The sequence below is a fragment of the Desulfovibrio sp. genome, assembly GCF_041907885.1.
GTDB lineage: Bacteria > Desulfobacterota > Desulfovibrionia > Desulfovibrionales > Desulfovibrionaceae > Desulfovibrio.
In genome coordinates this window covers 32,327-51,674 of record NZ_JAYRGM010000016.1, presented here as the reverse complement: position 1 = coordinate 51,674, position 19,348 = coordinate 32,327, and the positions used below count along the sequence as shown (strand labels likewise).

The 19,348-nt window shown below is 59.9% G+C and carries 19 protein-coding genes; 4 read left to right on the top strand and 15 right to left on the bottom strand.

Annotated elements, in window-relative coordinates; all coding sequences use genetic code 11:
• Positions 1-11 precede the first annotated feature (11 nt).
• The 7 genes from recJ to ACE3NW_RS09210 all read right to left on the bottom strand — a co-directional run bounded on the left by recJ (position 12) and on the right by ACE3NW_RS09210 (position 5,562).
• Positions 12-1,745 (bottom strand): single-stranded-DNA-specific exonuclease RecJ, encoded by a 1,734-nt coding sequence (gene recJ / locus ACE3NW_RS09240; protein ID WP_374282662.1) that lies wholly within the window; start codon positions 1,743-1,745, stop codon positions 12-14.
• Positions 1,746-1,749: 4 nt separating this feature from the next.
• Positions 1,750-2,595 carry a tetratricopeptide repeat protein gene (locus ACE3NW_RS09235; RefSeq protein ID WP_374282660.1) on the bottom strand — a complete coding sequence of 282 codons (846 nt, stop codon included), beginning with the start codon at positions 2,593-2,595 and terminating at the stop codon, positions 1,750-1,752.
• Between the two features lie 19 nt (positions 2,596-2,614).
• Entirely contained in the window at positions 2,615-3,319 is a 705-nt protein-coding gene (pyrF, locus tag ACE3NW_RS09230; RefSeq protein ID WP_374282683.1) for an orotidine-5'-phosphate decarboxylase, read from the bottom strand.
• A 120-nt stretch (positions 3,320-3,439) separates the two neighbouring features.
• Complete coding sequence (gmk, locus tag ACE3NW_RS09225; protein ID WP_374282658.1) at positions 3,440-4,048, bottom strand: guanylate kinase; 609 nt, start codon at positions 4,046-4,048, stop codon at positions 3,440-3,442.
• Positions 4,048-4,302 carry a DUF370 domain-containing protein gene (locus tag ACE3NW_RS09220; RefSeq protein ID WP_291333140.1) on the bottom strand — a complete coding sequence of 85 codons (255 nt, stop codon included), beginning with the start codon at positions 4,300-4,302 and terminating at the stop codon, positions 4,048-4,050. The genes gmk and ACE3NW_RS09220 overlap by 1 nt, the downstream gene beginning before the upstream one ends.
• Before the next feature lie 2 nt (positions 4,303-4,304).
• Positions 4,305-5,186 carry a YicC/YloC family endoribonuclease gene (locus ACE3NW_RS09215; protein ID WP_374282656.1) on the bottom strand — a complete coding sequence of 294 codons (882 nt, stop codon included), beginning with the start codon at positions 5,184-5,186 and terminating at the stop codon, positions 4,305-4,307.
• Between the two features lie 115 nt (positions 5,187-5,301).
• Positions 5,302-5,562 (bottom strand): zinc ribbon domain-containing protein, encoded by a 261-nt coding sequence (locus ACE3NW_RS09210; protein WP_374282654.1) that lies wholly within the window; start codon positions 5,560-5,562, stop codon positions 5,302-5,304.
• A gap of 290 nt (positions 5,563-5,852) precedes the next feature.
• Between ACE3NW_RS09210 and ACE3NW_RS09205 the strand changes: the two genes are divergently transcribed.
• Complete coding sequence (locus tag ACE3NW_RS09205) at positions 5,853-6,434, top strand: DJ-1/PfpI family protein (protein ID WP_374282652.1); 582 nt, start codon at positions 5,853-5,855, stop codon at positions 6,432-6,434.
• Between the two features lie 146 nt (positions 6,435-6,580).
• Here ACE3NW_RS09205 and ACE3NW_RS09200 read toward each other — a convergent pair whose 3' ends face one another.
• A complete protein-coding gene (locus ACE3NW_RS09200; protein ID WP_374282650.1) occupies positions 6,581-8,095 on the bottom strand; it encodes a MiaB/RimO family radical SAM methylthiotransferase in 1,515 nt (504 codons plus the stop codon).
• Positions 8,096-8,154: 59 nt separating this feature from the next.
• Between ACE3NW_RS09200 and ACE3NW_RS09195 the strand changes: the two genes are divergently transcribed.
• A complete protein-coding gene (locus ACE3NW_RS09195) occupies positions 8,155-9,294 on the top strand; it encodes a M15 family metallopeptidase (protein ID WP_374282648.1) in 1,140 nt (379 codons plus the stop codon).
• Positions 9,295-9,417: 123 nt separating this feature from the next.
• On the opposite strand, the gene pgl is transcribed toward ACE3NW_RS09195, so the two are convergent.
• The 5 genes from pgl to ACE3NW_RS09170 form a co-directional block, all read right to left on the bottom strand.
• Positions 9,418-10,164 (bottom strand): 6-phosphogluconolactonase, encoded by a 747-nt coding sequence (gene pgl / locus ACE3NW_RS09190; protein WP_374282646.1) that lies wholly within the window; start codon positions 10,162-10,164, stop codon positions 9,418-9,420.
• 121 nt (positions 10,165-10,285) lie between these two features.
• Positions 10,286-11,344, bottom strand: coding sequence for a translation initiation factor IF-2 (locus ACE3NW_RS09185; RefSeq protein WP_374282644.1), 1,059 nt, complete (start codon positions 11,342-11,344; stop codon positions 10,286-10,288).
• Positions 11,345-11,349: 5 nt separating this feature from the next.
• The gene (locus ACE3NW_RS09180; protein WP_374282641.1) at positions 11,350-12,102 is read right to left on the bottom strand and encodes a class I SAM-dependent methyltransferase; all 753 of its coding nucleotides are present in this window, start codon (positions 12,100-12,102) and stop codon (positions 11,350-11,352) included.
• 219 nt (positions 12,103-12,321) lie between these two features.
• Positions 12,322-12,702 (bottom strand): RidA family protein, encoded by a 381-nt coding sequence (locus ACE3NW_RS09175; RefSeq protein ID WP_374282639.1) that lies wholly within the window; start codon positions 12,700-12,702, stop codon positions 12,322-12,324.
• 175 nt (positions 12,703-12,877) lie between these two features.
• Positions 12,878-13,822 (bottom strand): bile acid:sodium symporter family protein, encoded by a 945-nt coding sequence (locus ACE3NW_RS09170; RefSeq protein WP_374282637.1) that lies wholly within the window; start codon positions 13,820-13,822, stop codon positions 12,878-12,880.
• 483 nt (positions 13,823-14,305) lie between these two features.
• On the opposite strand from ACE3NW_RS09170, the gene ettA reads away from it, so the two are divergent.
• A complete protein-coding gene (gene ettA / locus ACE3NW_RS09165) occupies positions 14,306-15,988 on the top strand; it encodes an energy-dependent translational throttle protein EttA (protein WP_374282635.1) in 1,683 nt (560 codons plus the stop codon).
• A 158-nt stretch (positions 15,989-16,146) separates the two neighbouring features.
• Positions 16,147-17,673, top strand: a complete 1,527-nt coding sequence (locus ACE3NW_RS09160) for a DUF4139 domain-containing protein (RefSeq protein WP_374282633.1) — start codon at positions 16,147-16,149, stop codon at positions 17,671-17,673.
• Between the two features lie 78 nt (positions 17,674-17,751).
• On the opposite strand, the gene ACE3NW_RS09155 is transcribed toward ACE3NW_RS09160, so the two are convergent.
• Positions 17,752-18,408 (bottom strand): LysE family translocator, encoded by a 657-nt coding sequence (locus tag ACE3NW_RS09155; RefSeq protein WP_374282631.1) that lies wholly within the window; start codon positions 18,406-18,408, stop codon positions 17,752-17,754.
• A 26-nt stretch (positions 18,409-18,434) separates the two neighbouring features.
• Positions 18,435-19,313 carry a helix-turn-helix transcriptional regulator gene (locus ACE3NW_RS09150; RefSeq protein ID WP_374282629.1) on the bottom strand — a complete coding sequence of 293 codons (879 nt, stop codon included), beginning with the start codon at positions 19,311-19,313 and terminating at the stop codon, positions 18,435-18,437.
• Between the last annotated feature and the right edge of the window lie 35 nt (positions 19,314-19,348).

Genomic DNA, 19,348 nt, shown 5'->3' with positions numbered 1-19,348 from the left:
GATTGGGCGGTCTAGGCTGGCCGCCAGTCCTTGATGCCAATATCAACAGAGGCAACACCGTTATAGGTGTCGATACGCGGGGTGTAGGCAATGCGTATATGCTTGTTGACCAGCGATTCGTGCAGGCTGTCGGCCATGCGCCAGGCCTTGGCCGAAAGGGTGATGCCGCTGGCGCTGTCGGTAAGGCGCAGAAGCACGTGTTCCCTGCTGCGCCCAAGATACGAACGATCTTTGACCAGCAGCGGCGGCGACTGAAAAACAGGCTCCGGATTGCCGGGCCCAAAGGGCTGCAACAGCTCAAGTTCTTTCAAAAAACCGTGGTCGCTCGCCTGGCTGAACGGCAGCTCGCATTCAAGGGTGAGGCTGGGCAGCAGCGGTGTGGGGCCAAGGGCTTCTTCCACCACGGCATCAAAGCGGGCACGAAATTCCTCAAGCCGTGTAGGTTCAAGGCGCACACCGGCAGCCTGCCTGTGGCCGCCAAAATTCAGCAGGCAGTCGGCCACGCGTGTCAGGCCGCCGTGCAGATCAAATTCGCGCACCGACCGGCCAGAACCTTTGAGCTTGTCCTGATCTGTGCAAACGATGATGGTGGGTCGGTAGTAGTCTTCCACTATCCGCGAGGCCACAATGCCCACGATGCCGGGGTGCCAATCCTTGCCATACAGCACAAGACCCATGCTGGGCCCGCGTGAAAGCAGATCGGATGCCTGCTGCTTGGCCTCTGCGTAAATGCGTTCTTCTTCCTGCCGTCGGGCCAGATTGAGCTCGTCCAGTTCCTTGGCCATAACAGCCGCTGCGGCGTGGTCTTTTTCGCGCAGCAGCCGCAGGGCCAGTTCGCCCTTGCCCATGCGCCCGGCTGCGTTAATGCGCGGCGCGAGCCGAAATACCGCCTGCCCGGCGCTCAGGGCTGCCGAGGCGTTCATGCCGCCGGCAACCTTAAGGGCTGCCATGCCGGGGCGCAGCGCCCGCGCAATGCGGCCAAGGCCCCCGCGCACCAGAACCCTGTTTTCACCTGTGAGCGGCATGATATCTGCCAGCGTGCCCAGGGCCACAAGATCAAGGCAGTCGCCCATGATATGCCTTTTGCCCGTGTGTGGGGCAAGGGCCGCATTGACGGCTCCCATAAGGTAAAATGCCACGCCCACGCCAGCAAGGTGCGGATAGGGCAGGTCTTCTGCCGCGCAGACCTTGGGGTTGCAGATGGCATTGGCCGGGGGCAGCTCTGCGGGTGGCAGATGGTGGTCTGAAACAACTACGGTCATGCCCAGTTCTCTGGCACGCCGTACAGCCTCCACATCAGAAATACCGCAGTCTACCGTAAGCAGTATGCCGCACCCCTCGGCGGCAAGCGCTTCGATATGTGCCACGTTGAGGCCGTAGCCCTCGCTGCGTCTGTCGGGAATATGCCAGCTGGCGTTGATGCCGTGGCTTTCCAGCACATCCAGCACCAGGGTGGAGGCCGTTACGCCGTCCACGTCATAATCGCCCCACACTGCCAGCCTTTTTCCCGCCAGCAGTTCTGTTGCCAGCAATTGTGCGGCTTCGGGCAGTTGCGGCCACTTGTCTGGCGGGGTGAGCGAATCGAGCCGGGCGGTCAAAAAGGCGTCCATGGCTTCCCTTTCGGCAAGACCTCGACGCCATAAAATTTCCAGCAAAAGGGGCGAAATGGAGAGAGCGTCTGCCCATTGCCTTGGCGGCGCGGGGCAGACGTTTTGCTGCGGCTCACGAAACAGCCAGTTTTTCACTTGATTAGCCTGCGGTTTTGGGCTTTGCCGCAGCCCCGTTTTGCGCTGTTTTAAGAGCTGTGCGCACCCCTTCCAGCTTGTCGGCAGGTACAAGCTGCTTCTGGATGAGCCATGCAAGAAATTTGAGCGAGGTTTCGTGCCGGGGGGCAAGCTCAAGGGCTTTCAGCAGATAATCCACGCACTGCGAAATGTCTTTGAGCTCAAGCAGTACGCGGGCAATATTCATGTACAGGTTTTCGTCGTTGGGCGAAAGTTCCAACGCCCGGTTGTAATACTCTAGCGATTCCTGCAACATCTTGCTTTTGCGCAAGTTTATGCCAAATTCGTTGAACAGGTGCTTGTGCTCTGGCTCAAACGTGGCCTCAAGCTTGACCAACCGCTGAAAAATGTCCTGCGCCTTGGCATTGTCGCCACGCTCAAGATAGGTAAGGCCAATGCCAAAGTTGGCCCGCACGTTTTCTTCATCAATCTTGAGGGCGCGTGAATATTCATATTCGGCGGCAAAGGTTTCGCCCTTGTCGCGGTGCGTGTCGCCATTCTCCACATTGCGCTGCATTTCCTGCATCTTGGGAAACACGGAATTGAGATAGAATTCCGGCTCAGGAGAAAACTTGGCAATAAGCTCGTCAAGGGTAATCTTGCGCTTGGGGCCGCTGGGCACGTAGTTGGTGTTGAGCGGCTGGCAGTCGATTTCCTTGCCGTTCTGCTCAATAAACCAAAAAGTTTTTTGCACGGTTTTACGCGTGGTTGTACCCGTGCCGACCCGGCGTACTTCCTGCGTGGAAAAAACCCCGCGGACATCGGCTTTGCCGTTGGTATCGTGCGAAGTATGGGGGTTTTTGTCGGCCATGCTGTTCCTCAATACCGTTCTATGTGAGAGATGAGGCCATTTCGGCCACAATCTGCCTTGCTGTAGCCAGCGGATCTGCGGAGGCCGTAATGGGCCTGCCCACAACCAGATAATCAGCCCCTGCCGCCACCGCCAGGGCGGGAGTCATAACGCGGCGCTGGTCGCCTGCGGCAGAACCGGCAGGGCGAATGCCGGGGCAAAGGCAGCGCAGGCCGGGGCAGCTGACCTTGATGGCCGCAGCCTCATGGCCAGAACAGACCACGCCGTCGAGGCCCCACGGGCCAGCCTGACGGGCCAGCTCAAGGGCAAAATCAGAGGGTTGGGCCGTAATGCCGGGCATTTCACCCGGCGCAAAGCTTGTGAGCACGGTTACGCCAAACAGCAGGGGGCGCTGCCCTGCAAGACCAGCGGCGGCATCGGCGGCAGCCTCGGCAGCGGCCCGGCACATGCGTTCGCCCCCCTGGCAGTGCAGGGTCAACATGTTTACGCCCACCGCAGCCGCAGCCTTGACGGCCTGCGCAACGGTATTGGGAATGTCGTAAAACTTGAGGTCGAGAAAAACGCTGAATCCCATGGAAGAAAGCTCTTCCAGCAGGCCGGGGCCCACGTGGGTAAACAGCTCCATACCCACCTTGCACCAGGGAACCGTGCCGCGCAGCTGGCTGGCCAGAGCGAGAGCCCTTTGCTTTTCGGGTACATCAAGGGCTACCGCAAGTTGCGGCACGTGGTGCTGTGTTGGCATGGTGTTTTCTGTCATGTATCTGCCCGTTGCGTCTGTTTGCTTGCCTGTGCTGTGGCTGTTCGGTTCTTTTCTGGTTCAAAAGGGCAAGGCTGCCCGGCCTCATCAGCGGGCCAGAATTTCGTCCAGCAACTGCGGGTTGCGCCCGGGCGCAAGGCTGGCAGTCACATAGACCGCGCGCAGGCAGTCGTAGGCCTGATCAAGATTGTCGTTTACAATCACCGAATCATACCAGCGGGCCTGAAGAATCTCTGAATGCGCATTGACCAGACGGCGCGCAATGGTCGATTCGTCGTCCTGACCGCGTCCGCGCAGGCGGTTTTCCAGCTCTTGCAGGCTGGGCGGCAAAATAAAGGCAAATGTGGCCTCTGCAAGCGAAAGCTTGAGCTGGGCCGCGCCCTGCACATCAATATCAAAAAGCACGTCCTGCCCCTGATGCAGGCGATCTTTTACCGGGCCAAGGGGCGTGCCGTAAAAGTTGCCGTGAACCTCGGCCCATTCGGCAAAGTATTTTTGCGAGCGGCGCAGTTCGAATTCTTCGCGGCTCAAAAAAATGTAGTCCTTGCCGTCGATTTCTCCCTGGCGGGGTTGGCGTGTCGTACACGAAACCGAGTAGCCGATGTGCGGAAACTCTGCCAGCAGACGTTTGACCAGAGTGGTCTTGCCAGCTCCAGAAGGTGCGCTGAGCACCAGTGCTATGCCTTCGCGGGGCATCAGTCTCCATCCTCTTGCGCAAAGCGCTGACTGATTGTTTCAGGCTGGATTGACGAAAGGATAACGTGATTGGAATCTGTCACCAGAATGGAGCGGGTTTTGCGCCCCTGGGTGGCATCAATCAGTCTTCCCTCGGCCCGCGCGTCTTCACGAAGGCGTTTCATGGGCGAAGACGCAGGGCTGACAATGCCCACGACCCGGCCCGCCAGCACATAGTTGCCGAAGCCAATATTGATAAGACGTTCGCGAGGCATGCTTATTCCAGATTTTGAACCTGCTCGCGGCATTTTTCCAGTTCGTTTTTAAAATCAACCACCATGCGCGAAAGCTGCACATCGGGCAGCTTGTTGCCGCAGGTGTTGATCTCGCGAAAGCACTCCTGCAAGGTAAAGTCGAGCCGCCGCCCGGCATCACCGCCGGTTTGCAGCAGGTCGTGCAAGCGGGCCAGGTGCGTGTTGAGGCGCGTAAGCTCCTCGCTCACGTCCAGCCGGTCTGCCAGAATGACGGCCTCTTGCAAAAAGCGGCCTTCTTCCAGCTCCTGCCCGTTTTGCGAGAGGGCATCGCTCAGGCGTTCGCGCAGCGCGTTGGCGCGCTCTTCCTTGATATTGGGCGCACGCTCGGCGATAAGGCCCGTCCATTCCTCCATGCGCAGTATGCGGGAGTGCATGTCGGTTGCCAGCGAGCGGCCCTCGGCAGAGCGGGCTTCGTTCCAGTCTTCCAGAGCCAGGGCAAGGCCTTCTTCAAGGCAGCGGGCCATTTCTTCGTCCAGTTCTTCGCCGCTGTCGCCCCAAAGGGAGGGAATCTGCAACAGTGCGTTGAAATCCGGCACATAGGAATCGCCGCGTGCGTCGGCCAATGCCTGCAAATTATCAATCATGGCAGTGGCCTGCACCATGTCAAAACGCATGGCTGGGGTGTTGCCCGGTGCGTATTGCAAAACCAGGCTCACATCCACCCGCCCGCGCGAGGCATAGCGGCGCACGACTTTTTCAAGCCGTGGCTCAAGACTGCGCACAGAGAGAGGCAGACGCCACTTGAGATCAAGATGGCGACTGTTAACGCTTTTTACCTCCCACTGCTGGGTGGTGTAGTCATTTTCCACCAGGCAGCGGCCAAAGCCGGTCATGCTGCGGAGCATAGCTTCCTTCCTGCTAAAAGTATGCGACAGTGTAGAGCAAGGGGCGTGCGAATGCAACAAATGCCCATGGCCCGGCGCTGAGGATGATTATCTTTTTATTTTTTAAATCAGTGCGTTAACCATTTGATCCGCCAGAGTTTCCTCCGCAACCGCCGCAGCCGCCGCCAGCGGCGCAAGAGGGCGGCATGCCCTTGCCCATGGGGCGTACTGGCCCGGGCTTGTAGGGAAAGGCTCCGGTCTTCAGGGGGCTTGGCACGCACAGCTGCTTTTCGGTGGCGGCAGAGTTGCACTTGGGGCAGGCGGGAACTTCATCGCCAAAAACAAGGTCTTCAAATTTGTTGCCGCAGGCAGTGCAGACAAAATCATACATTGGCATGGTTTTTTCTCCTGAATCGTTGCCGTAAAGAGGCAGTTGCGGCGTTGCTCCGCCACAAATGAGCGTTAGTGTTCATGCAAGCTTTTGTTGCGCACAGGCCAAATTCCTCGCTTTTGCAGGCGCTGGGCGCATGCCGGGGCAGGGCAGCCCTGGGGCTTGCCCACATGCTTTGTGTGCATATATAAGTATATGTACGGTCAAGGCAAGGGCGGTGTTTTGCCGCCCGGCCGCCGTGAAACAATCGGTCGTCACGACCGCGTTAACGGGCAGCTACCCGTTTGGAGGAACATATGAAAAAAATTCTTGTGCTTGCTGGCGACTATGTTGAAGACTACGAGATCATGGTTCCTTTTCAGATGCTGCTGATGCTGGGGTATGAAGTGCATGCCGTGTGCCCGGGTAAAAAGCCCGGCGAAAGCGTGCGCACGGCCATCCATGATTTTGAGGGCGACCAGACCTATTCTGAAAAACGCGGCCACAATTTTGGCATCAACTTTGACTTTGATCAGGTAAAAACCGCCGACTACGCGGGGCTGGTCATTCCAGGAGGCCGCGCCCCCGAATATCTGCGCCTGAATCCGCGTATTCTTGAAATCGTGCGCGAATTCAACGATGCCAAAAAGCCCATCGCCGCCGTGTGCCACGGCCCGCAGATACTTGTTTCGGCTGGTGTGCTGAAAAACCGCAGCTGCACCGCCTACCCGGCGGTAAAGCCCGATGTTGTGGACGCCGGGGCCACCTGGTGCGATTTTAACGAAACCTTGTCCAGCGCCACGGTTGACGGCAACCTCGTTACCGCCCCCGCCTGGCCCGCCCACCCAGCCCTGATCGCCGAATTTGTCAAACTGCTGGGCGCGAAGATCAGTATCTAGCAGACACCGCTCGCTTGCCATATTCGTTGGCGTGCCGTGCTGGTACATAAAAAATAAGGAAAGGGAGCCTGGGGTTTCCTTTCCTTATTTTTGCATCTTCGATCAAAGGCTTTTTCACCGCACTGGCAGGTGGCATGCCCAGCCCGTTATTCTGATTCTATCAGCTCCACCACCAGGCCTTTTTCTGTAACCGCCACGGGCCGCGCGGGTAAAAGTCCCGCATCCGCGCCAGGGCGCTTGCCTTGCGCGGGCAGGCGTATGGAGCAGGCGGCGTAGTATTCGTTCACGCCCTTGACGGTATTTTTTTTCGGCTTGCCTGCGGCCTCTGGCGCGGGGGCCCCATTTGCGCCAGCGGGGGCAGCGCCTGTTGTGGCCGCGCCTGCGGCAACTGTGGCGGGCTCTGCAAATGCCTGCGGATTGTCTGCCGCCACCAGCATGCGGGGCAGCTTGAGCTGCTCTGCGAGAAATGCCTGCTGCTTGCTGGCCACGGCATCGCGCAGGCGGGCTGCCCGCTCAAGCTTGAGGCTGTGGGCAATCTGCCCGTCAAAGCGGTCTGCCGCCGTGCCGGGACGCCGCGAATACGGAAACACGTGCGCGTAGCTCATGGGCAGGCGTTCGATCAGCTCCAGTAACCGGCGCATGTCGTCTTCTGTCTCGCCGGGGAAGCCCGCGATAATATCCGCCCCCAGCCCCATGACCGGCCAATGGGCCGACAGCACGCTTACGGCATTTTCAAGCATGGCCGGGGTGTAGTGACCGCGCCCCATGCGTTTGAGCACCGCCTGGCTGCCGTGCTGCAACGAAATGTGCAGATGCGGGCAAAGCATGCGGCAGGCCATCAGGGCATCCAGGCCGTGCTGGTCGAGCTGGCCCGGCTCCAGCGAGCTGATGCGCAGGCGGGCCTGCCCGGCAAATTCTGGCGCAAGGGCTGCATCCAGAGTGCGCAGCAGGCTCCAGAAGTCGCCCGTATCCGTGCCACGGCCATACTGGCCCAGGTTGATGCCCGAAACCATTATTTCCGTATGCCCGGCCTGAAGCAGGCGGCGCGCCTCTGAAACAATTTCTTCCACCGGGCGGCTGCGCGGCTTGCCCCGCGTGGAGGGAACAATGCAGTAGGTGCAGCGGTGGGCGCAGCCATCCTGCACCTTCAGCGCCGGGCGCGCCCGCTTGAAGGCGGAAATCTGAAAGGGCGGAAAGGCCGTCTGAGCGGGGGCCGATGCCGGGGCTGGTTTTGCAAGCGCGTGGGTGGCGGTTACAGCTTGTTCTGCACAGTCACCGGCAAGGTCGCTGGCAATGTCGCCGTCCAGATCTGGCCAGGGGCCGTTGAGCAGGCGGCTTTTATCCTCTTGCGGAACCAGCAGATCGGGCGCAGCCCAGATGGCCCCGGGGCGCGGCTTGTAGTCGGCAAAAAGCCGTGCCGCGCAGCCGGTAAGAATCAGGCGTGCGGCAGGGGCCTCCCTGCGCAGTTTGAACACAGCGTTGCGCGCGTCCCTTTCACCCTTGGAGGTGATGGCGCAACTGTTCACGCATACCACATCCGCCAGCGCGGGGGCGTTGCATTCCACACCGCCCTGGGCAAGCCAGGCTTCGCGCAGAGATTGGGTTTCGTACTGATTGACCTTGCAGCCGAACGTGACCAAGTAGAATTTCCAGGCAGACATGGCGCAGATGTACGCAAAAGCGCTTGCCTTGACAAGCCGGGGGCGGCTAGGTTGTCTGCATGCCAAAATTATTGCTCTTTATTTTTTTGTGCTGCGCCACAGGTGCGCATGCCCAAACGGTTGAGCCCCCGGCCATGCCCATAACCGTGCCAGCAAACGGCACTGCTGCCAGCCAGCCTGCGGCGAATGCTGCCGGGCAGGGCGTGCCAGCCCCGGCAAGTTTGGCGCCGAATACGCCCGCCAGCCTGCCAGCAGATGTGCTGAAGGATCTGCCCGCAGGGCTGGACGACGAGGGGCGGGTGGATATGTACTGCCTGCGGCGGGCCTATCCCCAGATTGCAGGCATGGTTGCCGACGCGCAGGGCAGCCAGTGGCTGGTGCTGGCCGATGGCCGACGCGTGCTGTACGCGGCAGCGCCAGGCCATGCGTTATCCGGCCAAGCGTTACCCGGCCAGACACCCCCTGGCGGGCAGGAATCGGAATGGGTTGTGAGCGTGCGGGCCAGTATGGCCGAGCCCTATCCCTTGGAGCCGGAACGGCCCGAAACTCCGCTGGGCGTTTCGCCGGGGCGGCGGCGGTCATACGATCTGCTCGAAGCCCTGTACGGCGCAAGCCCCAAGGCCGTGGGCAGCCATCTCATGCAGGCCCGCCTGCTGGGGCAGCATCTGCATCTTTCGCCAGCGGCAGCGCAGGCCATGAACCGCGCCGATGCTGTTCTTGCCCCGCAAGCCGCCTACGAGCCGCGTCTTAAAACACTGCTCAAAATGGACGGCGGTTTTGCATGGCGGCGCATTGCGGGTGAAAACCGTTTGAGTCCCCACGCCTTTGGCATAGCCTTTGATATCAGCCCCGGCATTGCCACCTACTGGCGCTGGAGCAAGCTGCGCCCGCATCCGCTGCAAAAAAGTTATCCGGCCTCCATTGTGGCGGCCTTTGAAAATGAGGGATTCATTTGGGGCGGCAAGTGGCACGAATATGATCTTATGCACTTTGAATACCGGCCCGAAATAATCTGCAAGGCCCGCGTGCTGCACGGGCAGGAGCATTTGCCTGCAACGGAGATTGCCGGGCCGCAAGCGGTGCAAAGCCCTGCCCCGGCTGTCAGGCAGACAGAAAATTCTGCGGCAAATCCGGCGAGCAAGCCCGTACCCAATGCGGTGGGCAAGACCGAAACAAATGGCGCGGTTGGCGCACCCTAGCACACCACGCGGCGCATTTTTCCGCAATGGCGGCAAAACGAAAAAAGCCCCTCAAAAGAGGGGCTTGTCTATTATGGATAAGTGGCTAGCCAGTTGTAAACAACTGGTTAAGCAGTGCGGCAGTTATTCGCCTCTGGCTGCGGCTTCGTCCACAACCCAGATAAGTTCGCCAAAGCCGGGGCGAACCTTTTGCGCGGGCAGGGTGGGCTCGGCCAGCAGATTGAGCGCGCGCGAAAGCACGTCGTGCTTTTCCTTGCCGGTCACCAGAAACATGCAGCAGCGCGCGTTGTTGATGACGGGCAGGGTCAGCGTGAGGCGGTCGGCCTTGCGTTCGGGCACATACTGGTCGATGACCAGGCGCTTGCGTTCGGCCAGGGCGGGCGAATTGGGAAAAATGGAGCCGGTGTGCCCGTCTTCGCCCATGCCCAGCAGCATAAAGTCGAAGCGGGGCAGCTCGTGGTGGCCAAGGTTGAACTCGGCCCTGATCTGCTGCTCGTACTTGACGGCAGCTTCAACGGGGTCTTCTTCACCGCGCATGCGGAAAAAGTGGGTGGCCGGAACCATGCTCAGCAGCTCGCGGCGGGCAAGGCCGTAGTTGCTGTCCGCGTGGTCTGGGCCAACACAGCGTTCGTCAACCCAGTAAAAGGTCATTTTGTCCCAGGGAAGGCGGTCGGCCCAGTCTTTGCCCGCCAGCAGGCGAAAGAGCGGCGTTGGGGTTTGCCCGCCAGAAAGGGCGATGCGGAAAATACCCCTGTCGGCAATGGCTTCTTCGCAGGCAGCCGCCAGAATGTGGGCGGCGCGTTCGGCCATGGCTGCGGGGTCTTTATGGATATGCACCGTAAGGTGTATGGAACGGCTGAGGCCCGACATTTTGCGGCTCCTTGAGTTTATGTACGGTTGGCACGGGTCTTTTGCCCGGCCCGCCAACCGCATCACTATGACATATTAGCATGCGCTAGAAAAGGGCATTAGGGGCAGGTGATTGTGAAAATTACTGAAATTCTTCGAGCAGCGCGGGCGCCACGGCAAAGTGCAGCACCTCGCCGTTGGCCATGCCCAGGGTTTTCCACGAGGCGTCGCAGGTAAGCTTGCGGGCCGACAAAATGGCTTTGCCCAACGCGCTTTCGCCGTCAAGTTCAATGGTCCAGTTGCGTTCAAAATCTTCACCAGAAGCAGTGGGCTGCACGGCGTTCAGATACCGTTGCAACAGTTCTGTTCCGTCGGGCGCGTAGATTTTTGTAAAAAGATCCATGTTGCTGACCATGACACTGCTGTTATTCTTGCTCTTTACATTGACCACAACCAGCAGCGTTTTGCCGTCAGAAATAAGCCCCGCGCTGGCCGTACACGATCTGATGGGCAGGATATCTTCCATGCGTTTCTTTATGTTGGCATTTTTGTCAAGAATGATCTGCCGTTGCGCAACCATGCGTTCCATCTGGTATTCACGGAACTGGCGCACAATGTCTTCGGCATTGACAAAATCGTCAACCCGCCAGCCTTCTGGTGTTTTATCCATGCGCAGCAAGATCGAAAATTCCTTGTTCAGCACCGGGTGGCGCACCTTGGCGGCAATAAGTGCCGTGGTGTCGGTGGGGTTTTGCAGGGTAAGGGTTTCAGCCAGCTGTGTATAAAAGGTGGGCGGCAAAAGATAGAGAGGGGTTTTAAGCCTCGCGACTTCGTCGGTTTCTTCCTTGGCGGGTTCTTCCTTGATGCGGGCCTGCTTGAGCAGGCCAATCTGAATCATGTCGCTCAGGTCACGCGTTTGGTTGGGCCCCTGTTTGAGCGCGGGGTAGTGCTGCACCACGGCCTTGACCAGAGGTTTGGTGATGGCGGCAAAATCTACACGCACGGCCAGGTCTGCGGGTTTGACAGGGCGCAGGGCGTCCTTGAGTTGCGAAAAGGCAAATTCGGCAGTCTGGCGAAACTGATAGTGCCGCCAGCCGCTGTAGCCGCCCACGGCAGCAAGAATGACAAGCAGTATGGCGGCAAGCACAAAGGTGTGCTTGCGGGTAAAGGCAATAAGTGAGGCAACGGCGGGCAGGCTCATGACGTTTACCTTTCAGTGTTGACGGCTCTTGCCTGGGATTTGTGGCCGCATTCCATGGCCGGTTCCGGGCGGCGCATACGCCTGCGGCCAAGGCGCAGGGGTAACGGCGTAACCGGGCGCGACTTGTTCAGGTCAATGCGTATGATGCCCCACGCGCCCATGGGCAGCCAGGGCAAAACCCTGTTGCAGCGCGAGAGCCCGCACGCGGCGTTCCAGGTTCCCTGCGGGCCGGCAAGCACGCTTGCCCCGCTTATACTGCCTGCGGCAAGGCTTCTGAGGGCCCGCCACATCTGCCACCAGCAAAAGGCCGGGCCGTGCCACGGCTGTTTGCGGCCCGTGATGCAGTGCAGCATAAAGGGCAGTGAAGCCGCGTTCCAGAAGGTAAGGGCAACACCGGCAGAGGCCACGCGCAGTGCTTCTGTCATGGCAGCGCGCGCGCTTTGGGCACCGGGCGAAACAAGGTGCAGCACTACCCAGTCAAATTCGGCATCGTCAAAGGGCAGATGGTCGTCGGTGGCAGCCAGAACTTCGGCACGGTCGGCCATGCGGCCCGCCTCGGCCCGCAGATCGGGGTTTGACTCTGTGGCGGTCATGTCAAAGCCGCATTCCCACAGCAGCGGCAAAAAATCGCCGCCCCCGCAGTTTATTTCAAGCAGGGTGCGCCCCCGGCGCGGCCAGGCGGCAAGGCAGTGCTGCAAAAGCAGTTTCTGCATTTGCAGGGAAAACTGCCCTGCCGTATCCGCTCTTGGGTCATCCATGCCGTGCGCCTCGTATCTGTTGTTTAACCTTTGTATAGTCCACTATTTTATGATTTCTGTAAATCGGCAAGGCTCCTGTTCATGCCCGCTCAACACCAGCCAGCCGTGCCTGTGGGCAGCCCCCGCGCTTTTGTCTGGCCGTAAAAAAACAACGCGGCCACTTGCAGTAAGGGGCCGCGTTGCAGATGCGCGGTATTGCCGCCGCAGGGGGCTTTGTGGCTACAGGGAGGCAATGGCCTCGATTTCTACCTGTGCGCCTACGGGCAGCTTGCTGACCTCAACGCACGAACGCGCGGGGTAGGGAGCCGTAAAGTATTTTTTGTACACTTCGTTCACCAGAGCAAAGGTACTCATGTCGGTAATAAACACAGTGGTTTTAACCACGTTGTCGGCAGTGAGGCCCTGTGATTCAAGTACTGCAAAAACATTTTTGCAGGCCTGTTCTGCCTGGGCCGCCACATCGCCCTCCACCAGTTTGCCAACGGCGGGATCAATGGGTGTCTGGCCGGAAATAAAGAACAGGTTGCCGATTTTGATACCCTGGCTGTAGGGGCCCACCGCCCCGGGGGCGTTGCTGGTGCTGATGACTTCCTTGCTCATGGCGTTTCCTTCATCCCTCTTGCGGGTAAGTGGTTGAACGTGAAAACTGTTGTGCGTTGCCATTGCCTGCGGTCTGCTACTGGCAGCCTTGCCAACAAACTGGCACAGGCCCGCGCCAGAGTCAAAGCCGTTGTACCCCGGTGTGTTCCGCAGTGCACCCATCGCGTGCGCGGGATCAGGGTTTGTTCTGCCCGGTTTGCCTGCCGTGAAAATAGTTGGAAACCAGCGCGCCAGATATGTTTTGCCATACGCTGAACAGCGCCCCAGCAATGGCCGCAACGGGCGAAAAGTGCGCCAGGGCCAGGGCCGTGGCAAGGCCGGAATTTTGCGTTCCCACCTCAAAACACAGGGCACGGCAGCGGGGTTCGTCAAATTTCCACATGCGCCCGGCTGCGTAGCCGAGGATCATGCCCAACAGGTTGTGGCACACAACCACAATAAAGATTGCTGCGCTGGCCTGAAGGATGCTCTGCGCGTTGATGGCAATGATGCCCGCCACCACAACTGTAATGGTAAGCGCTGAAAGCGGGGGCAGGAAGGGCAGGGCGCGGCTGGTCAGCCCCGCGCAGTAGCGGTGCGCCACAATGCCCAGCAAAACGGGAATGACCACGATTTTGAGAATGGAAACAAACAGGCCAGCCATGTCCACAGGAACCCATACGCCGCCAAGCAGCCATGTGAGCACGGGCATGAGCACCAGCGCAACAACCGTGGCAAGCGAGGTGAGCGCCACCGAATACGGCACGTCACCTTTGGCGATGAAGGTAAGCACGTTTGAGGCCGTGCCGCCGGGGGCCGTGCCCACCAGTATGACGCCCATGGCCAGATCGGGCGGCAGGGCAAATATGTGGCACAGCGCAAAGGCCAGCAGTGGCATGCACACGAACTGGGCCAGCAGGCCCAGCAGCAGGGCACGCGGCTGAGAAAAAACAAGGCTGAAATCCTTGAGGCGCAGGGTCATGCCCATGCCAAACATGATACAGCCCAGAAGCGGTGTCACGTAGGGTGCTACCCACTGAAATATTATGGGTTTCCACAATGCAAGGGCAGAGCATGTGAGTATGAGCACGCCCATATACCGGGTAATGGCGTTGGCAGCGCGCAGTATAAGACTGGTCAACGTAACCTCCTGATGCGCGGCCATTTTTTGTTCGCGCGGGGTGCTGCGCATACTGGCAGAGAGCGTGCATCCTTGCAAGCGGCGGCTTTTTGCCGTGAGCCGTGAGCAACTGCGACGCGTGCGCAGGCTCTTTTATGACGCAGGGCACGCCCTTGCCCCAACGCAAGGGCACTTGAAAAAGAACCCGCTAACGGATAGGCTCATATATTACACGCACGCCCAATGCGCCACCGGCCCGCCAAGTAGCCGCCCGGCAAAATATTTAGGCAAGCCGCGCCCTGCCAATGGCAGAACCCTGCCGGTTTTGCTGGCACAGTGGGGTGTTTTTCCGCCTTGAGGCGCTGCCTTTTGGGCGGCGCAAATCTGGGGTCTGCCTGACCGCAGGTTTGTCATCACTACCAGCGCGCCCATTTGGCGCGCGCTTCTCCCGGCCCGTGAACGTGCTGCCGGGGCAGGAAGCGTCACCAAATTTTGAGGAGCATCATGAGCAACGAACCGGACAAGATTATTTATTCCATGATCCGCGTCACCAAGCGCCATGGCCAAAAGGAAGTGCTGAAAGATATTTCGCTTTCCTATTTTTACGGGGCCAAAATCGGCGTGCTTGGTTTGAACGGCGCGGGTAAATCCAGCCTGCTGCGCATTCTGGCAGGCGTGGATCAGGCCTTTGACGGCAAGACCGTACTGGCCCCCGGCTACACCATCGGTTACCTCGAACAGGAACCGTTGAAGGAAGAAACCCGCACCGTGCGCGAGGTTGTTGAAGACGGTGTGAGCGAGCTCACCGCCATTGCCCGCGAATTTGAAGAGATCAACGCCAAGTTTGCCGAGCCCATGGAAGCCGACGAAATGGACGCGCTGATCACCCGCCAGGCCGAAGTGCAGGAACTCATGGACGCCAAGAACGTGTGGGATCTTGATTCGCGCCTCGAAATGGCCATGGACGCCCTGCGCTGCCCGCCCGGCGACATGCCCGTTGCGCAGATTTCTGGTGGTGAACGCCGCCGCGTGGCCCTGTGCCGCCTGCTGCTCGAATCGCCCGATATTCTGCTGCTCGACGAACCCACCAACCACCTTGACGCCGAATCGGTGGCCTGGCTCGAACGTTTTCTTTCCACCTTTCCCGGTACGGTCATTGCCGTCACCCACGACCGTTACTTTCTCGACAACGTGGCGGGCTGGATTCTGGAACTGGACCGTGGCCGGGGCATTCCGTGGAAGGGCAACTATTCATCGTGGCTGGAGCAGAAGCAGAAGCGCCTTGCCAACGAAGAAAGAACCGAGGCCGACCGCCAGAAGACCCTGCAACGCGAACTGGAATGGGTGCGCATGTCGCCCAAGGGCCGCCACGCCAAGGGCAAGGCCCGTCTGAACGCCTACGAAGCCATGCTCTCGCACGAGAGTGAAAAGCGCGCGCCCGATCTGGAAATCTACATTCCGCCGGGACAGCGCCTGGGCAAGGTTGTCTTTGAGCTTGAGGGTGTGAGCAAGGGCATGGGCGACAGGGAGCTGATGGAAAACGTCAACGCCATCATCCCCCCCGGTGCCATTGTGGGCATTATCGGCCCCAACGGCGCGGGTAAGACCACCCTGTTCAAGATGCTCGTGGGCCAGGAAAAGCCCGATACCGGCACGCTCAAGGTGGGCGAAACCGTGCAGTTTGCCTATGTGGATCAGGGCCGTGAATCCCTCACCCCCGGCAAAACCGTGTACGAGGTTATCAGCGACGGCGCTGAAACCATCAAGCTGGGCGGCCGCGAAGTCAACGCCCGCGCCTACTGCACGCGTTTTAACTTCCACGGTGCAGACCAGCAGAAGAAGGTGGACGTGCTTTCGGGTGGTGAACGCAACCGCGTACACCTGGCCTGCATGCTCAAGTCTGGCGCCAACGTGCTGCTGCTTGACGAACCCACCAACGATATCGACGTAAACACCATGCGCGCCCTTGAAGACGCGCTGGACAACTTTGCAGGCTGCGTGCTGGTTATCAGCCATGACCGCTGGTTCCTCGACCGCGTGGCCACGCACATCATGGCCTTTGAAGGCGATTCCAGCGTGGTGTTTTACGAAGGCAACTATACAGACTACGAAGAAGACCGTAAAAAGCGGCTCGGCAAGGATGCCGATACACCGCACCGCATCAAGTACCGCAAACTGACGCGTTAGCCGCCCGCCGCCGCGCCGCATCTTGTGGCGCGGCGGCTTTATTTGCGGCGGTTATCGCCGGAGGGCCGATGTCACACGCACGTATTGCATCCCCGTTGTTTTTCCTGTCCCGCTCCGTGAAATGCCAGCGGCGCGGCGGGCGGCAGACTGTGCCTGCCATGGCGCTGCTGCTTTTGCTGTGCGCCATGACAGGCTTTTTTTTCACCAGCGCGCATGCTGCAAGTCTTTCAAACGCGCCAACACCGCCCCGCACGGCCAGGCTTACGCCTTCGGGCGGCCTGCTTGAGGTAGAGCAGCAGGCTCCCGTGCTCACAGCCAATGGCACAAGTCAGGTACGTTTGGTGCTGCCCGCCGGGGCTGAAAATTTTCAGATTTCCGTTCCGGGGCACACCATCGTGCGCTGGGCCAGTTTGCCGCAAACCCTTGATCAAAGCGGTGATCTTGCCAAAATGCGCGAGGATCGCCAGCACGCCCTCATGACCCTTGCGGGCAAGCTTGAGGGCGTAAAGGCCCAGCTGGCCCTGTGGAAGGGCGAGGGCGCAGAGGGCAGTTTTCAGGATCTGGCGCAACGTGAAAAGAAAATGGCCGAGGTTGTGCCTGCCCTCAATTACGAAAAGGCTGATCTGGAGCGCCGTCTGGCCCTGCTCAAGCAGGAGTTGCAGCAGCTGCCCCCAAGCCCCGAGATGGGCCAGAGCGTGCTGATCACCCTGCAAAAAACCGTTTCTGCCGCAAGCCTGCCGGTGCGCTACAGTTACACCCTGCGCAACTGCGGCTGGCGTGCCGCCTATTCCTTTGACGCCCAGCCCGACAAGGGCAAGGGCGACACCACCCATGTGCGCTTTATGGCCGAGGTGTGGCAGTTTTCGGGCATGGACTGGGCCGACACCCAGCTGATGCTGGTTTCTCGTGGGCAAGGCCCGCGTGAGCCCGCGCCCCTGCCGCGTTGGGTCATTGATTCGCAGCCGCAGCCTGTGGCCCAGCCATTGGTAAAGGCGGCCCCGCGCATGATGATGGCTGCCGATGCCGCCATGCCCGAAGCCGCCCCCGCGCCTGCCGCCCCCGTGGTGGCCGACACCACCGGCGTTTACGCCAGCTGGACGCTGGGCGAAAAAGGGCTGCCCGAAGGCCGCTCGCGCCTGCTGGTGCTGGAATCGGAGTGGAAGGCCCCCCTGCAATGGCTGGCGCGTCCCTCGGCGGGAGAAAGCCGCGTATGGCTGATGGCGCGTCCTACACTGCCCGAAGGGCAGATATGGCCAGACGGCCCTGCCGAATTCAGTGTGGACGGGCAGGGCGTTGGTACCGGGTCGTTCCACGCCAACGGCAACGAAACAACCCTGTATTTTGGCGCAGACCCGCGCGTGCAGGTCACTGCCACGGCAGACGTGCGCCAGCGCGGCGAAAAGGGATTTATTGGCAAAAGCCGCACCTGGACCTGGGGCTGGACATACACCGTGCGCAACACGCGCGACAAGGCCGTGACCGTGCGGCTTGAGCGGCCCATGCCCATGGTGGTTGACCAGGGTGTTACCGTGACCTACCGCGACAAACCGCAGGCCCAGCAGGATGCACAGGAACATCTGCTGTTCTGGAATGTGGATGTGGCGGCGGGCGGCAAGGCCGAGGTCAAACATGAACTGACCCTCACCTCGCCGGTGGATATCCAGCTTGATCCCTATGCGCCCTAGGGCGAAATTTGCAATAATTATTTCATAAACTGAGGCCCGCGTTGCACTAACGCGGGCCTTTTCGTCCTGGATGCTTTTTCAGTCAAACAATGGCCGAAGCGCCAGCCAAAGCGCTATGGCCGTCAGTGTCAGGCCCGCCAGCCCCTCGATAAGCGGTATACGTTTTTCCAGCGCCCGCTGCGCGCCGGGCAGGGATATGGCTGCGGCCAGGGCGGCATCCCAGGCAAAAACCAGCAGGGTCATCCAGATTCCGGCAAATGCCTGCTGCGGCAGGGTGGCGGCGGGCCCCAGAATGACCGTCATGAGCGTGAGATAAAAAACCGCGTTCTTGGGATTGAGCAGGGCCGAGCCAAGGCCTGTGAGCAGTTGTTTTGCAGGCGAGAGCGGGCTGGTCGCTTCTGTGGCAAGGCTGGTTGCCCCGATTGCAGACTGGCGGCTTGCCCGCAGCAGCAAAAAGCCAAGCCATGCAAGGTAGGCAGCGCCTGCCAGCTCCATAAGCCGGTACAGCGCCGGAATTTGCCGCATGACAGACCAGCCGGAAACCGCAAGGCAGATGTACAGGGCGTTGCCAAGGGCTATGCCAAGGCAGATGAACAGCGCCCCGCGCAAACGGTGGCGTACAGCGTGACCGAGGATGAGAAAAAAATCCGGCCCAGGGCTGAGCAGGGCAAGAAAGTGCGCCAGGGCCAGCGCGGGAAAGGCAGCGGGGATAAGTGAGGGTACGGAAGCAAGCATGGGGATCTCCTTGCTGGCAGATCACCCTATTTTTTTTTGCGCGTATTGTACGAATGTGACCGCCCCCGTTGATAGCAGCCCGGCGTGACGCAATAAAATTTTACAAACATGCGGTGAAAATGGCTTTGATCGGCATAGCCCGCCGCAAGGGCCGCCTCGGCTATGCTTTTGCCCTGCCGCAGCAGTGCGCGCGCTTTTTCAAGCCGCAGGCAGTGCAGCCAGGCCTTGGGCGGCAGCCCTGCCGTGCGCCTGAATGCCCGCGAAAAACTTTCGCGCCGCAGGCCAGCCCTGCGGGCAAGGGATGTAACGGGCGCGTGACTGTCTGACAGGCCTGGTTCGTCGGCTGCCTCGTCGTGAGTGTCCAGCAGGCGGCTAGCGGCGACAATGGAAAATTCTGCTTTACTGCCAGGCTGTTGTGCATCCGCAAGGCAGCCATGTTTTTTTTGCAGCAGGGCAAAAAAATCCATAAAGAGCCTTTCTGCCTCATCCTCGCCTTTGCAAAAAGCCTCCAGAGCGGCAAGCCCCTGCTGAAACAGCGCGGCATCGCGCACCACGGGTTTTGTGACTGCATATTCGCCAGCAATGCCCAGGGGGCGGCAGATGTGTTGCGCAAACCACGCGGCGTCAAAATAGGCCATGTGGTAGCTGCGGGCTTGCCCTTGCAGTGGGTTGCAGCTGTGGGGCAGGCCGGGGGCGATAAGGGCCATGTCACCCTTGAGGGCCTCGTGTGGCTGCCCCATCAGGGTAAAGCACGTGCCGCCCTCCAGAATAAGGCCAAATGAAAAAGCCGCGTGAAAATGCTCGGCATAGGGCAGGGTGCTTTGCAGGGTGGTGCGCACCTCAAGATACGGATATTTGTCCGGCAGGGTGAATGTTTGCTGTATGGCCGGAAGGCGCGTGGGCATGGCTTTTACCGCTTGGGGTTGATTTTGCGCCAGTG